Source organism: Pseudomonas sp. IT-P253 (assembly GCF_949768125.1).
In the GTDB taxonomy this organism is placed as follows: domain Bacteria; phylum Pseudomonadota; class Gammaproteobacteria; order Pseudomonadales; family Pseudomonadaceae; genus Aquipseudomonas.
Map to the genome: position 1 here is coordinate 173988 of NZ_CATKPT010000066.1, position 14502 is coordinate 188489.

A 14502-nucleotide genomic window follows, 5' to 3' on the forward strand; every position below is an offset into this window, starting at 1 on the left:
CTGAAAGCTCCTATTCGTGCGGCGGAGCCGAGCATGTCAGAGTTGATTCTTCATCATTACCCGACGTCCCCTTTCGCTGAAAAGGCCCGCTTGCTCCTGGGTTTCAAAGGGTTGTCCTGGCGCTCGGTAAAGATTTCGCCAGTGATGCCAAAACCCGATCTGACCGCATTGACGGGCGGGTACCGCAAGACACCGGTGTTGCAGGTTGGCGCGGATATTTATTGCGACACTTCGCTGATCGCCCGTCGCCTGGAGCAAGAAAAAGCCTTGCCGGCGTTCTTCCCGGAAGGTCAGGAAATGATCGCCGCGACCTTCGCCGCCTGGGCAGATTCGGTGGTGTTCCAGCACGCGGTCAGCCTGGTGTTTCAACCGGAATCGATTGCGGTGCGCTTCGGCCATTTATCGCCGGAAGCGATCAAGGCGTTTGTTGCCGATCGCGCGGGATTGTTCAGCGGTGGCAGCGCCACACGGTTATCGGCTGAGCAGGCTCGGCATCAATGGCCAACCATCATGGCGCGTCTGGAGCAGCAGCTTGAACGCGAGCAAGGTGATTTCCTGCTTGGCGAGCCGTCGATTGCCGACTTTGCCCTGGCCCATCCCATGTGGTTCCTCAAAGCGACACCTGTGACTTCACCGCTGGTCGATGCCTATCCGGCAGTGTCGGCATGGTTCGCTCGGGTGATGGGCTTCGGTCATGGCGCGTCCAGCGAGATGACCTCCGAAGAGGCGCTGGAGGTGGCGCGCAATACCACGCCGGCGGCCTTGCCGGATGAGCAGTTTGACGAACCGAACGGGTTTGAGCTGGGCCAACAGGTATTCATCGCGGCCACTGACTATGGCGTCGATCCGGTAGTGGGTGAGTTGCTGTTTGCGGGCCGTGAAGAGTTGATTCTGCGTCGTGAAGACGAACGTGGCGGCGTGGTGCATGTGCACTTTCCGCGGTTGGGATTCCGCATCGAGGCTTGCTGATACATACACCTGTGGCGCTTGCTCCCGCTGGACTGCGTAGCAGTCCCTCTTTTGGGGCCGCTTCGCAGCCCAGCGGGAGCAAGCTCCCTCGCCACAGGATTGTATGATTCCCAGCGGTTATTTCAGCGCCGTAAGAATCCCATCCGGGTCATACCCGCGAATCAACGTGCCATTCACATCGATGATTGGAATCCCGCTACCACCCAATGCCTCATAGGCCTTGCGCGCTTCGGCATCTTTTTCAATGTCGAATTCCTTGTACGGAATACCTTTCTGATCGAGAAAGCGTCGGGTGAGTTTGCAGTAGCCGCACCAGTCGGTGGCATAGAGCACGACATTGGCCTTGGCCTGGGTCTGCTCGGAAACCACCTGCGCGGGATTGAACACCCGCTCGATCTTGCCCCAGTTCTGGTAAACCACGACCACCAGCAGGATCAGCAGGAATTTCTTCAGTACGCCGCCCAGCATCAGTTGCGTCGCTTGAGCTGGTCGGTCAGCTGGGTCGGCAGGCCTTTGATGATCAACGTGCCGGCTTCTTCGTCGTATTCGATCTTCGAGCCCAGCAGGTGCGCCTCGAAACTGATGGACAGGCCTTCGGCGCGGCCGGTGAAGCGGCGGAACTGGTTCAAGGTGCGTTTATCCGCCGGGATCTCTGGCGACAGGCCGTAATCCTTGTTTCGGATATGGTCGTAGAACGCTTTCGGGCGTTCTTCGTCGATCAGCTCCGAGAGTTCTTCCAGGCCCATGGGTTCGCCCATTTTTGCCTGGCTGCTGGCGTAATCCACCAGGGTTTTGGTTTTCTCGCGGGCGGACTCTTCCGGCAGGTCTTCGCTTTCGACGAAGTCGCTGAAGGCCTTGAGCAAGGTGCGGGTTTCGCCGGGACCGTCGACGCCTTCCTGGCAGCCGATGAAGTCGCGGAAATACTCTGAAACCTTTTTCCCGTTCTTGCCTTTGATGAACGAAATGTACTGCTTGGATTGTTTGTTGTTCTGCCACTCTGAAACGTTGATCCGCGCGGCCAGGTGCAATTGGCCCAGGTCCAGGTGCCGGGACGGCGTCACGTCCAGTTGATCGGTCACGGCAACGCCTTCGCTGTGGTGCAGCAGGGCGATTGCCAGGTAATCGGTCATGCCTTGCTGATAATGCGCGAACAGCACGTGGCCGCCCACCGAGAGGTTCGACTCTTCCATCAGCTTTTGCAGATGTTCCACCGCCACTCGGCTAAATGCGGTGAAATCCTTGCCGCCGTCGAAATATTCCTTCAGCCAGCCGCTGAACGGGTGCGCGCCGGACTCGGCATGGAAGAAACCCCAGGCCTTGCCTTGTTTGGCGTTATAACTTTCGTTGAGGTCGGCAAGCATGTTCTCGATGGCGCTCGACTCGGCCAATTCGGATTCGCGGGCGTGTAGAACTGCGGGCGTGCCGTCGGGTTTTTTGTCGATCAGGTGGACGATGCAATGGCGGATCGGCATGGGCTTCTCGGCTGATTGAAGAGAGGAGGGCGTGCTCCCTCAAAAAGTGCCAAGTGTACCGCAATCATTGGTTTTGGCGCGGTGTGAAGGGCAATTCGCCCCCGACCACCGGTGCTTATGCAGTTTTTTCCCGGTTTAGAGCAATAAAGCTGACCAAATGGGTAGCTAGAGGCGGATATTTCCCCGTCTCTGTGCTAGTTTTGCCCCGTCTTACGCGAAGTCACTGCGTTAAGCGTGCATTCAGCATTTGTCAGGTCGAACCAAACCCGGATTTCGGTATCTATAACCCCGATCCCGTTGTTATTGGCCGAGGGTGCCGGATCCAGACGATCGGGCTCGATGGCTGACACTGCACACTGCAAACCATATGAATTTGATAGGGAAGGAACACTACATGGCTCTTACTAAAGACCAACTGATCGCCGACATCGCTGAAGCTATCGACGCGCCAAAAACCACCGCGCGTAACGCTCTGGACCAACTGGGCCAAATCGTTGCCGATCAGCTGGAAAACGGCGGCGAAATCACTCTGCCAGGTATCGGCAAACTGAAAGTGACTGAGCGTCCTGCCCGTACCGGCCGCAACCCTTCGACTGGCGCTGCCATCGAAATCGCTGCCAAGAAAGTTATCAAGCTGGTTGTGGCCAAAGGCCTGACCGACGCTGTTAACAAGTAAGACGCAGTAAAAAAAAGCCGTGCTCCGGAGTGATCCGGGCACGGCTTTTTTGTGTCTGCGATTCAGCGATCGCCCCGAAAAAACCACTAGCCCCCTGTGGGAGCGAGCAGGCTCGCTCCCACAGTTGATCTGCGTCGGTCAGTTACTCAGCTTTTTTTAACCCAGCGTTCACGCCAGACCTGCTGCTCGGACTTGGTCTGGAAGGTCCAGGCGACGAAGCGGCTTTGCTTCTGCCCCTGGGACATTTCCACGACCTGGCTTTCCAATACGCCGGCCTTTTTCAGCGCCGTCTGGATCGCAGGCAGGTTGGAGGCTTTCGAGACCAGGGTGCTGAACCAGAGCACTTTGTGTTGGAAGTGCGCACTCTCGGCGATCAGTTGCGTCACAAAACGTGCTTCGCCACCTTCACACCATAGTTCTGCCGACTGACCGCCAAAGTTCAGCACCGGCAGTTTACGTTTCGGGTCGGCACGGCCCAGTGCGCGCCATTTGCGCTCGCTGCCCTTGGTCGCTTCGTCCATCGAGGCGTGGAACGGTGGGTTGCACATGGTCAGGTCAAAGCGTTCGCCGGGCTCGAGCAGGCCCAGCAGGATGTGCTTGGGATTGCTTTGCTGGCGCAACTGGATGGCTTTGTTCAACCCGTTCGACTGCACAATGGCTTTGGCGGCGGCCACGGCTGTCGGGTCGATTTCCGAACCGAGAAAGTGCCAGCGGTAGTCGCTGTAGCCGATCAGCGGATAGACGCAGTTGGCGCCCATGCCGATATCGAGCACCTTGACCGGTGCGCCGCGAGGGATTTCGCCATCGTTGACGCTGGCCAACAGGTCGGCCAGGAAATGCACGTAATCGGCACGGCCCGGAACCGGCGGGCACAGGTAGTCGGCCGGGATGTCCCAGTGGGCCACACCGTAGAACGACTTGAGCAGCGCCCGGTTGAACACCCGCACCGCGTCGGGGCTGGCGAAGTCGATGCTTTCCTTGCCGTACGGGTTAATGATCACGAACTTTGCCAGTTCCGGCGTGGTCTTGATCAGCGCCGGGAAGTCGTAGCGACCCTGATGGCGGTTGCGCGGGTGCAGGCTGGCCTTTTCACGCGGTTCCACGGCTTTGGCCGGGGTGGCGGAGTCAGGCTTCTTGCGCGCAGGTCTAGGTGTGCGGGGGGCGTTCATGGGCGTGGTCGATTCGGGTATGGCTGAAAGTGGCGGGTATTGTCCCACAGACAATGGCAGCGCGGTGGATCCCGTAGGAGCGAGGCTTGCCCGCGAAGAGCGATAACGCGATGTATCTGTTGCACCGCGTTATCGTTCTTCGCGGGCAAGCCTCGCTCCTACAGAAAGAGAGTTTTGGTGTTTGGGGGAAAGCAGCCGGCATAAAAAAGGGAGACCACGCGGGCCTCCCTTCTTATTGCGATGTGCCGTTACAGGCTGGCAATCCGCGCATGCTGCTCGGCCAGTTTGCCCAGAGCCTGTTCGGCTTCAGCCAGTTTGGCGCGCTCCTTGTCGATGACGTCGCTAGGGGCCTTGTCGACGAAGCCTGCGTTGGACAGTTTGCCGCCCACGCGCTGGACTTCGCCCTGCAAACGCAGGATTTCCTTGTCCAGGCGCGCCAGTTCGGCGTTCTTGTCGATCAGGCCCGCCATCGGCACCAGCACTTCCATCTCACCGACCAGCGCGGTGGCGGACAGCGGTGCTTCTTCGCCGGCAGCCAATACGGTGATCGATTCCAGACGCGCCAGTTTCTTCAGCAGGGCTTCGTTCTCGGTGAGACGTCGCTGATCTTCGGCACTGACGTTTTTCAGGAACAGGTTCAGCGGCTTGCCCGGGCCAATGTTCATTTCGCCACGAATGTTACGTGTGCCCAGCATCAGGCCCTTGAGCCATTCGATGTCGTCTTCGGCGCCTTGATCGATGCGCTCCTCATTGGCCACTGGCCAAGGTTGCAGCATGATCGTCTTGCCCTCGATACCGGCCAGCGGCGCGATGCGCTGCCAGATTTCTTCGGTGATGAACGGCATGAACGGGTGCGCCAGGCGCAGCGCGACTTCCAGCACGCGAACCAGCGTGCGACGGGTACCGCGCTGACGTTCGACCGGCGCGTTTTCGTCCCACAGCACAGGCTTGGAGAGTTCCAGGTACCAGTCGCAATACTGGTTCCAGATGAACTCGTACAAGGCTTGTGCGGCCAGGTCGAAGCGGAACTGGTCGAGTTGACGGGTCACTTCGGCTTCAGTGCGCTGTAGCTGCGAGATGATCCAGCGATCCGCCAGTGACAGCTCGAAAGCTTCGCCGTTCTGGCCGCAGTCTTCGCCCTTGTCCAGAACATAACGTGCGGCGTTCCAGATCTTGTTGCAGAAGTTGCGATAGCCTTCGACGCGGCCCATGTCGAACTTGATGTCGCGACCGGTGGACGCCAGCGAGCAGAAGGTGAAACGCAAGGCGTCGGTGCCGTAGCTGGCAATGCCGTCGGCGAATTCGTCGCGGGTCTGCTTCTCGATCTTCTTCGCCAGTTTCGGCTGCATCATGCCGGAGGTGCGCTTTTGAACAAGCTCTTCCAGTTCGATGCCGTCGATGATGTCCAGCGGGTCAAGAACGTTGCCCTTGGACTTGGACATCTTCTGGCCCTGGCCATCTCGCACCAGGCCATGCACGTAAACGGTCTTGAACGGAACCTGCGGCGTGCCGTCTTCGTTCTTCACCAAGTGCATGGTGAGCATGATCATCCGGGCAACCCAGAAGAAAATGATGTCGAAGCCGGTTACCAGCACGTCGGTGGAGTGGAATTTCTTCAGGAATTCGGTCTGTTCAGGCCAGCCGAGGGTGGAGAATGTCCACAGGCCCGAGCTGAACCAGGTGTCGAGAACGTCATTGTCCTGTTGCAGCGCAACGTCCGGGCCGAGGTTGTGCTTGGCACGTACTTCGGCTTCGTCGCGACCGACATAGACCTTGCCCGACTCGTCGTACCAGGCCGGAATCCGGTGGCCCCACCACAGCTGACGGCTGATGCACCAATCCTGGATGTCGCGCATCCACGAGAAGTACATGTTTTCGTATTGTTTGGGTACGAACTGGATACGGCCGTCTTCAACGGCAGCAATCGCAGGCTCGGCCAGTGGCTTGGTCGACACGTACCACTGGTCGGTCAGCCACGGCTCGATGATGGTCCCTGAACGGTCGCCTTTCGGCACTTTCAGTGCGTGATCGTTGACGCTGACCAGCAGGCCAGCGGCATCGAATGCCGCAACGATTTGCTTGCGCGCTTCGAAGCGGTCGAGACCGACGTATTCGGCCGGGATCTTGCCATCGATGCTTTCGTTCAACGTGCCGTCGAGGTTGAACACCTGACAGGCCGGCAGTACGGCGGCGTTCTTGTCGAAGATGTTCAGCAGTGGCAAGTTGTGGCGTTTGCCGACTTCGTAGTCGTTGAAATCGTGGGCGGGGGTGATTTTTACGCAGCCGGTGCCGAATTCAGGGTCGCAGTAATCGTCGGCGATGATCGGAATGCGGCGGCCAACCAGCGGCAGCTCGACAAATTTGCCGATCAGGGCTTTGTAGCGTTCATCGTTCGGGTTCACGGCAACGGCGGCGTCGCCGAGCATGGTTTCCGGGCGAGTGGTCGCGACGATCAGGAAATCATCGCCTTCAGCGGTCTTGGCGCCGTCGGCCAGCGGGTACTTCAGGTTCCACAGGAAACCTTTCTCGTCGTGGTTTTCCACTTCGAGGTCGGAAATCGCCGTGTGCAGCTTGGTGTCCCAGTTGACCAGGCGCTTGCCGCGGTAGATCAGCCCGTCTTCATGCAAGCGAACGAACGCTTCTTTAACCGCTTCCGAGAGGCCGTCATCCATGGTGAAGCGCTCACGGCCCCAGTCCACGGACGAGCCGAGGCGGCGGATCTGACGGCTGATGTTGCCGCCGGACTGATCCTTCCATTCCCAGACTTTCTCGAGGAATTTCTCACGACCGAGGTCGTGGCGATTCTGGCCTTGGGCTTCTAGTTGACGTTCCACCAGCATTTGCGTGGCGATACCGGCGTGGTCGGTGCCCGGCTGCCACAGGGTGTTGCGACCCTGCATGCGGCGGAAACGGATCAGGGCGTCCATGATCGCGTTGTTGAAGCCGTGACCCATGTGCAGGCTGCCGGTGACGTTCGGCGGCGGGATCATGATGGTGTAGGACTCGCCCGCGCCTTGCGGGGCGAAGTAATTCTCTGACTCCCAGGTGTTGTACCAGGAAGTTTCAATGGCGTGCGGCTGGTAGGTCTTATCCATGCGCGGCGGGACCCTATTGGCATTAATTCAGGAAAAGCCGACGAGTATAGCGGGGCATGGGGCGAAGGGCGAGTGAGTGCAGACAGCGCGCAGTGTCAGGATTGCTGCAAATCCCAATGAGAGAGCGCGCCTGCTCGCGAAAGCGATTTATTCAGTCACATCAATATTGACTGTTAGATAGCTTTCGCGAGCAGGCTCGCTCCCACAGGGATTGGGGTTATTCGTATTGGCTGAGGAGCCGTTCCATCCGGGCAGCGAGGCGGCGTTTGATTTCGGTTTCGATGTGCGGAGCGAAGTCATCGATCACGTCTTGCATGATCAACATGGCGGCAGCACGCAGTTCGCCATCCAGATGCAGCAAGGCATCAGGGCCTTTTTCGGCGGTGGGTGCTACCGGGGCAGGGCTCGGTTCGGTGGCGGGCGACGGGTTGTCGACGGCCTCGAACAGCATCGGAATTTGTTCCTGGTCATCGTCATCATCATTGACCGTATCGGTCAGCAGCGGCGGTTGCAGGTTGTCATCGCCGAGCAGTTGGCGGATCGACTCAAGGTCGTCCAGCAAGTGCGCGGACTTTTGCAGCGGTTTTGGAGTGTCCATCGGAGTGCTCAGAGTCGCTGTAAACGGTGATCTTGCAGAGGATAGCCCTGTTCGCGGTAGAAACGGAAACTCTCCCGCGCAGCGGTGCGAATCGTCGTTTCTTCCACCACCACTTCCGCCACGCGGGCGAAGCGGGGGGCAAAGGCCGGGACTTTCAGGTCGAGATTGACCAGCAAGTCTTGATGCTGACCGCAGTCATCGCCAATCCCCAGGACAATCAAACCCTCCGGCTCGCTTTCGGCGGGGCCGTGGGGCACGAAGCTTTCGCCCTTGAACGCCCACAAACGCGCATCGAGATCATCGCGCTGGGCAGCATCGCTGCAATGCAGGTAGATGCGGTGGCCCATGCGCCAGGCTTTTTCGGTGAGCTTGCAGGCGAAATCCAGTCGCGCCGAAGGATCGGCGCTGGGCAGGATATAGAAGTCGACTTTGGTCATTGCGGTTCCTTGACCATGAGCGGCGCTGCCGGAAAGCAGCGCCGCCCTGTTCATCGGTTTCAGGCTTTGGCGCGGTCCAGCAGGTATTGGGTCAACAGGGGAACTGGGCGGCCAGTGGCGCCCTTGTCCTTGCCGCCGCTGGTCCAGGCGGTACCGGCGATGTCCAGGTGCGCCCAGTTGAGGTTCTTGGTGAAGCGCGACAGGAAGCAGGCGGCGGTGATGGTGCCGGCTTTGGGGCCGCCAATGTTGGCGATGTCGGCGAACGGGCTGTCCAGCTGCTCTTGATACTCATCGAACAGCGGCAATTGCCAGGCGCGGTCGTCGGCGGCCTGGCCGGCGCTCAGCAGTTGGCCGATCAGTTCGTCGTTGTTGCCTAGCAGGCCCGAGGTGTGGGAGCCCAGCGCGACGACGCAAGCACCGGTCAGGGTCGCGATGTCGATGACGGCTTGCGGCTTGAAACGCTCGGAGTAGGTGAGGGCGTCGCACAGCACCAGGCGGCCTTCGGCGTCAGTGTTGAGGATTTCCACGGTCTGGCCGCTCATGGTGGTAACGATGTCACCCGGGCGTGAAGCGTTGCCGCTCGGCATGTTCTCGGCGCAGGCCAGGATGCACACCAGGTTGATCGGCAGCTTCAATTCGAGCACGGCGCGCAATGTGCCGAACACGCTGGCAGCACCGCCCATGTCGTACTTCATTTCGTCCATGCCGGCACCTGGCTTCAGGCTGATGCCGCCGGTGTCGAAGGTGATGCCTTTACCGACCAGTGCGTACGGCTTCTCGGATTTCTTGCCGCCGTTGTATTGCATGACGATCAGGCGCGGTGGCTGGGCGCTGCCCTGGCCGACGGCGTAGAACGAGCCCATGCCCAGGTCCCTGATCTTCTTCTCGTCAAGGACTTCGACTTTCAGGCTTTTGAATTCTTTACCCAGGTTCTTGGCTTGTTCGCCGAGGAACGTCGGGTGGCAGATGTTCGGTGGCAGGTTGCCCAGGTTGCGGGTAAACGCCATGCCGTTGGCGATCGCAGTGGCGTGGGCCACGGCGCGCTCGACTTCAGCGTGTGCAGCCTTGATGGTCACCAGAGTGACTTTCTTCAGTGCACGAGGCTCGGCTTTCTGGCTTTTGAACTCTTCGAACTGGTATTCGCCGTCCACCAGGGTTTCAGCCAGCAGGCGGGTTTTGCCGTAGCTGTCGCGGCCTTTGACGACCACTTCATCCAGGGCCAGTACGGCATCGCTGCCGCCCAGGCCTTTCAGGGTATTGAGGATGCCGGCGATGATTTTACGGAACGGGCGATCGCCCAGCTCTTCATCCTTGCCCACACCGACCAGTAAAACGCGTTCGGCCTTGAGGTTCGGCAGGCTGTGCAGCAGCAGGCTCTGACCGACTTTTCCGGCCAGGTCGCCGCGCTTGAGCACAGCGCTGATAGCGCCACCGCTCAGTTCGTCGAGTTGTTTGGCGACGGCGCCGAGCTTGCGGCCTTCGCCGACGGCGACCACCAGAGTGGCGGTTTTCAACGTTTCTGGGCTAACGCTCTTTACAACCAGTTCCATGTCCGGGTCCCTGAATTAATGGTCAACGCGCAAGCGCTCGACACTGGGCGTGTGTCGCTTGCTTATATATAGAAAGACGCAAGTCACGGCCTGCGACAAAGGCCGCAGTTTGAACCTCGTGCCCCGACGCTGACAACCCTCGGTTATACGAATGTAGGAGCGAGCTTGCTCGCGAAAAAAACCGAGACCGGCGCGGGGTGTCAGACTACCCGCTTTATCGTTGACGACCTTCGCGAGCAAGCTCGCTCCTGCACACGCCAATGCATTGCGCAGTGACAGGCACACCCAATCACAGGATAATGCGCCATCTTTTTCGGCGGCTCTGCCCTGTGGGCTGCCCGATACGTTTGCTTGTTTGGCCGCCTTAGCCTGACAACCCTGGAGTGTCTGGTTTGATTGTCTTCCGTTATCTATCCCGCGAAGTCCTGTTGACCTTGAGCGCCGTCAGCGCCGTGCTGCTGGTCATCATCATGAGCGGACGCTTCATCAAGTACCTCGCCCAGGCGGCTGCCGGCCTTCTGGATCCAGGCTCCCTGTTTCTGATCATGGGCTTTCGCCTGCCGGGTTTTCTGCAACTGATCCTGCCGCTGGGGCTGTTTCTCGGCATCCTGCTGGCCTACGGTCGTCTGTACCTGGAAAGCGAGATGACCGTGCTGTCGGCCACCGGCATGAGTCAGCAGCGCCTGTTTGTCATCACCCTGTTTCCGGCCACTCTGGTTGCGCTGGTCGTGGCCTGGCTGAGCCTGGGTCTGGCGCCACAAGGGGCCAATCAGTTCCAGCTGTTGCTGAACAAGCAGGATGCGCTGACCGAGTTCGATACCCTGGAGCCGGGTCGCTTCCAGGCCCTGCGTGACGGCACCCGTGTGACTTACACCGAAACGCTGTCGGATAACCGCGTCAACCTTGGCGGTGTATTTATTTCGCAGAAGAACGTCTCGTCCGAGAATAAAGATCGCGGCATTTCGGTGTTGGTGGCCGAAAAAGGCCGTCAGGAAATTCGCCCTGACGGTAATCGCTACCTGATTCTCGACAATGGCTATCGCTACGACGGCAATCCGGGGCAGGCCGACTACCGTGCGATCAAGTACGACGAGTACGGCGTCTTGTTGCCAAAACCGGATGTCAGCGACGAAGTCACCGACCGCGATGCAATGAGCACCGGTGCATTGCTTGGCAGCGACGACTTGCGTTTGCGCGCCGAGCTGGAATGGCGTCTGTCCTTGCCGCTGTTGGTCTTCATCGTGACCTTGATGGCAGTGCCGCTGTCGCGGGTCAATCCGCGCCAGGGTCGTTTCCTGAAGCTTTTACCGGCGATTCTTCTTTATATGGCTTACCTGGCTATCCTGATTGCCGCTCGTGGCGCCCTTGATAAGGGCAAGATTCCGCCCGTGCTGGGCTTGTGGTGGGTGCATGCGATATTCCTGGCCATCGGTCTGGGCCTGCTCTATTGGGAACCCCTGCAGTTGAAGCGGGCGAGTCGCCGCAGCGCGCTGGAGGTGGCTCGTGGTTAAACTCGACCGATACATCGGTAGCAGTGTGTTCATTGCGATCCTGGCGGTACTGGGGATCATTCTCGGTCTGGCTACGCTGTTTGCCTTTATCGACGAAATGGGTGAGGTCAGCGATACCTACACCATGGTAGACGTCCTGAGTTTCGTGCTCCTGACGGCGCCGCGTCGTCTTTACGACATGTTGCCGATGGCTGCGCTGATCGGTTGCCTGATCGGCCTCGGCGGCCTGGCCAGTCACAGCGAGCTGACCATCATGCGCGCTGCGGGCGTGTCGGTCGGTCGAATTGTCTGGGCGGTCATGAAGCCAATGCTGATCCTGATGGCCGTGGGTGTGTTGATTGGCGAGTACGTGGCGCCAGCGGCCGAAAGCACCGCTCAGGCCAACCGATCGCTGGCTCAGGGCAGTGGTGAAGCGCAAAGTTCCAAGCATGGTGTATGGCATCGGCAGGGAGGCGAGTTCATTCACATCAACGCCGTGCAGCCTAATGGCGTGCTGTATGGCGTAACCCGTTACAGTTTCGACGATCAGCGCCATATGCTGACTTCCAGCTTTGCCAAGCGAGCGGACTACGATAAGGATCACTGGCAGTTGAGCGACGTGACCACCACGCTGTTCCATGACAAGAGCACTGAAGTGGTCACTGCGCCGGTCGAGCGCTGGAACGTATCGCTGAGCCCGGAACTCCTGGACACGGTGGTGATGACCCCCGACGCGTTGTCGATCACCGGTCTGTGGGGTTACATCCACTACCTGGCTGATCAGGGGCTGAACAATGGTCGCTACTGGCTGGCATTTTGGGTCAAGGTGTTGCAACCATTGGTCACGGCCGCCCTGGTGCTGATGGCTATTTCCTTCATCTTCGGACCGCTGCGCTCGGTGACCCTGGGGCAGCGGGTGTTCACCGGCGTGCTGGTGGGTTTCACCTTCCGCATCGTTCAGGATCTGCTGGGGCCTTCAAGCCTGGTGTTCGGTTTCTCGCCGCTATTTGCGGTGCTGGTTCCGGCGGGTGTTTGCGCCGTGGTCGGGGTTTGGTTGTTACGCCGAGCCGGTTGATCGCGGGTAATTCCCGACCTGGCTGGTCATGAAAAACGCCCCTGTCGAGAGACCGGGGCGTTTTTGTACGTGCCGTCTGACCTGCGAACGTGACGCTTGCGCCGTGGATCAGGTACAATTCCCGGCTATTTTTCGGCGGGCTATGCCTGCAGCCTTTTTGAGTGTTGATCCGTGAGTGATTTGAGTCATATCCGCAATTTCTCCATCATCGCCCACATTGACCATGGCAAGTCGACGCTGGCCGATCGCTTCATCCAGATGTGCGGCGGCCTTGCCGAGCGCGAAATGGAAGCCCAGGTTCTGGACTCCATGGACCTGGAGCGTGAACGCGGGATCACCATCAAGGCCCACAGCGTCACCCTGTATTACACCGCTCGCGATGGCATCAAGTACCAACTGAACTTCATTGACACCCCGGGCCACGTCGACTTCACCTATGAAGTCAGCCGGTCGCTGGCGGCCTGTGAAGGTGCGTTGCTGGTGGTCGATGCCGGCCAGGGCGTTGAAGCGCAGTCGGTTGCCAACTGCTACACCGCCATCGAGCAGGGCCTGGAAGTCATGCCGGTCCTGAACAAGATCGACTTGCCACAGGCCGATCCAGAGCGCGTTAAAGAAGAAATCGAAAAAATCATCGGTATCGATGCCACCGATGCGGTCGAGTGCAGTGCCAAGACCGGTCTGGGCGTCGACGAAGTGCTCGAGCGTCTGGTTACCACCATTCCTGCACCGACCGGCAACATCGAAGATCCGCTGCAAGCGTTGATCATCGACTCCTGGTTCGACAACTACCTGGGCGTTGTTTCCCTGGTACGCGTGCGCCACGGTTGTGTGAAGAAGGGCGACAAGATCCTGGTCAAATCCACCGGCAAGATCCACCTGGTGGACAGCGTCGGTGTATTCAACCCGAAACACACCGCTACCGTTGACCTGAAGGCGGGCGAGGTGGGCTTCATCATCGCCGGCATCAAGGACATTCACGGTGCGCCGGTGGGTGACACCCTGACCTTGAGCTCCACGCCGGACGTTGACGTACTGCCAGGCTTCAAACGCATTCAGCCACAGGTTTACGCTGGTCTGTTCCCGGTCAGCTCCGATGACTTCGAAGATTTCCGTGAAGCGCTGCAAAAGCTCACGCTCAACGACTCGTCCCTGCAGTACACCCCGGAAAGTTCTGACGCCCTGGGCTTCGGCTTCCGTTGCGGGTTCCTCGGCATGCTGCACATGGAAATCATCCAGGAGCGCCTGGAGCGCGAGTACGACCTGGACCTGATTACCACGGCGCCGACCGTTATTTTCGAGCTGTTGCTGAAAACCGGTGAAACGATTTACGTCGACAACCCGTCGAAGCTTCCAGACCTGTCTTCGATCGAAGACATGCGCGAACCGATCGTGCGGGCCAATATTCTTGTGCCGCAAGAGCACCTGGGTAACGTCATTACCCTGTGTATCGAAAAGCGTGGCGTGCAGCACGACATGCTGTTCCTCGGCACTCAGGTCCAGGTGACCTATGATTTGCCGATGAACGAAGTGGTTTTGGACTTCTTCGACCGTCTGAAATCCACCAGCCGTGGCTATGCTTCGCTGGATTACCATTTCGACCGTTATCAATCGGCTAATCTGGTGAAACTGGATGTACTGATCAACGGTGACAAAGTCGACGCCTTGGCGTTGATCGTGCATCGTGACAACGCGCACTACAAAGGTCGCCAGTTGACCGAGAAGATGAAAGAACTGATTCCACGGCAGATGTTCGACGTTGCGATCCAGGCCGCCATTGGCGGGCAGATCATTGCGCGGACTTCCGTCAAGGCACTCAGAAAGAACGTATTGGCCAAATGCTACGGCGGTGACGTTAGCCGTAAGCGCAAGCTGTTGGAAAAGCAAAAGGCCGGTAAAAAACGCATGAAGCAAGTCGGTAACGTGGAAATTCCACAAGAAGCCTTCCTTGCAGTGCTCAGGTTGGATAGTTAG

The 14502-nt window shown here is 59.0% G+C and carries 12 protein-coding genes; 5 read left to right on the forward strand and 7 right to left on the reverse strand.

Annotation, left to right across the window (positions count from 1 at the left end):
* Window positions 1-33: 33 nt before the first annotated feature.
* A complete protein-coding gene (locus tag ACM6IR_RS24775; protein WP_414910113.1) occupies window positions 34-969 on the forward strand; it encodes a glutathione S-transferase family protein in 936 nt (311 codons plus the stop codon).
* A gap of 117 nt (window positions 970-1086) precedes the next feature.
* Here ACM6IR_RS24775 and ACM6IR_RS24780 read toward each other — a convergent pair whose 3' ends face one another.
* Complete coding sequence (locus ACM6IR_RS24780) at window positions 1087-1437, reverse strand: glutaredoxin family protein (RefSeq protein ID WP_414910114.1); 351 nt, start codon at window positions 1435-1437, stop codon at window positions 1087-1089.
* Window positions 1437-2441 carry a nucleoid-associated protein YejK gene (gene yejK, locus ACM6IR_RS24785; RefSeq protein WP_414910115.1) on the reverse strand — a complete coding sequence of 335 codons (1005 nt, stop codon included), beginning with the start codon at window positions 2439-2441 and terminating at the stop codon, window positions 1437-1439. The genes ACM6IR_RS24780 and yejK overlap by 1 nt, the downstream gene beginning before the upstream one ends.
* Window positions 2442-2835: 394 nt before the next feature.
* Between yejK and ACM6IR_RS24790 the strand changes: the two genes are divergently transcribed.
* Complete coding sequence (locus ACM6IR_RS24790; RefSeq protein ID WP_007905514.1) at window positions 2836-3117, forward strand: HU family DNA-binding protein; 282 nt, start codon at window positions 2836-2838, stop codon at window positions 3115-3117.
* A 146-nt stretch (window positions 3118-3263) separates the two neighbouring features.
* On the opposite strand, the gene rlmF is transcribed toward ACM6IR_RS24790, so the two are convergent.
* The 5 genes from rlmF to ACM6IR_RS24815 all read right to left on the reverse strand — a co-directional run bounded on the left by rlmF (window position 3264) and on the right by ACM6IR_RS24815 (window position 9966).
* Window positions 3264-4286, reverse strand: a complete 1023-nt coding sequence (rlmF, locus tag ACM6IR_RS24795; protein ID WP_033056419.1) for a 23S rRNA (adenine(1618)-N(6))-methyltransferase RlmF — start codon at window positions 4284-4286, stop codon at window positions 3264-3266.
* A 248-nt stretch (window positions 4287-4534) separates the two neighbouring features.
* A complete protein-coding gene (locus tag ACM6IR_RS24800) occupies window positions 4535-7381 on the reverse strand; it encodes a valine--tRNA ligase (RefSeq protein ID WP_414910116.1) in 2847 nt (948 codons plus the stop codon).
* Window positions 7382-7598: 217 nt separating this feature from the next.
* Window positions 7599-7979 carry a DNA polymerase III subunit chi gene (locus tag ACM6IR_RS24805; RefSeq protein ID WP_414910117.1) on the reverse strand — a complete coding sequence of 127 codons (381 nt, stop codon included), beginning with the start codon at window positions 7977-7979 and terminating at the stop codon, window positions 7599-7601.
* A gap of 8 nt (window positions 7980-7987) precedes the next feature.
* Window positions 7988-8416 (reverse strand): DNA polymerase III subunit chi, encoded by a 429-nt coding sequence (locus ACM6IR_RS24810; protein WP_414910118.1) that lies wholly within the window; start codon window positions 8414-8416, stop codon window positions 7988-7990.
* A gap of 59 nt (window positions 8417-8475) precedes the next feature.
* On the reverse strand, window positions 8476-9966 hold the full coding sequence (locus ACM6IR_RS24815; protein WP_414910119.1) for a leucyl aminopeptidase: 1491 nt from the start codon (window positions 9964-9966) through the stop codon (window positions 8476-8478).
* A gap of 392 nt (window positions 9967-10358) precedes the next feature.
* On the opposite strand from ACM6IR_RS24815, the gene lptF reads away from it, so the two are divergent.
* The 3 genes from lptF to lepA all read left to right on the forward strand — a co-directional run bounded on the left by lptF (window position 10359) and on the right by lepA (window position 14502).
* The gene (lptF, locus tag ACM6IR_RS24820) at window positions 10359-11477 is read left to right on the forward strand and encodes an LPS export ABC transporter permease LptF (protein ID WP_414910120.1); all 1119 of its coding nucleotides are present in this window, start codon (window positions 10359-10361) and stop codon (window positions 11475-11477) included.
* Window positions 11470-12531, forward strand: a complete 1062-nt coding sequence (gene lptG / locus ACM6IR_RS24825; RefSeq protein WP_414910121.1) for an LPS export ABC transporter permease LptG — start codon at window positions 11470-11472, stop codon at window positions 12529-12531. Before lptF ends, lptG begins: the two co-directional genes overlap by 8 nt.
* A 171-nt stretch (window positions 12532-12702) precedes the next feature.
* Complete coding sequence (lepA, locus tag ACM6IR_RS24830; RefSeq protein WP_414910122.1) at window positions 12703-14502, forward strand: translation elongation factor 4; 1800 nt, start codon at window positions 12703-12705, stop codon at window positions 14500-14502.

Excerpts from the sequence above, each read along its gene's own strand:
- ACM6IR_RS24780 (WP_414910114.1), bottom strand. The coding sequence starts at position 1,437 with ATGCTGGGCGGCGTACTGAAGAAATTCCTGCTGATCCTGCTGGTGGTC.
- ACM6IR_RS24775 (WP_414910113.1), top strand. The coding sequence starts at position 34 with ATGTCAGAGTTGATTCTTCATCATTACCCGACGTCCCCTTTCGCTGAA.
- ACM6IR_RS24815 (WP_414910119.1), bottom strand. The coding sequence starts at position 9,966 with ATGGAACTGGTTGTAAAGAGCGTTAGCCCAGAAACGTTGAAAACCGCC.
- rlmF (WP_033056419.1), bottom strand. The coding sequence starts at position 4,286 with ATGAACGCCCCCCGCACACCTAGACCTGCGCGCAAGAAGCCTGACTCC.
- ACM6IR_RS24810 (WP_414910118.1), bottom strand. The coding sequence starts at position 8,416 with ATGACCAAAGTCGACTTCTATATCCTGCCCAGCGCCGATCCTTCGGCG.
- ACM6IR_RS24805 (WP_414910117.1), bottom strand. The coding sequence starts at position 7,979 with ATGGACACTCCAAAACCGCTGCAAAAGTCCGCGCACTTGCTGGACGAC.
- ACM6IR_RS24790 (WP_007905514.1), top strand. The coding sequence starts at position 2,836 with ATGGCTCTTACTAAAGACCAACTGATCGCCGACATCGCTGAAGCTATC.
- ACM6IR_RS24800 (WP_414910116.1), bottom strand. The coding sequence starts at position 7,381 with ATGGATAAGACCTACCAGCCGCACGCCATTGAAACTTCCTGGTACAAC.
- yejK (WP_414910115.1), bottom strand. The coding sequence starts at position 2,441 with ATGCCGATCCGCCATTGCATCGTCCACCTGATCGACAAAAAACCCGAC.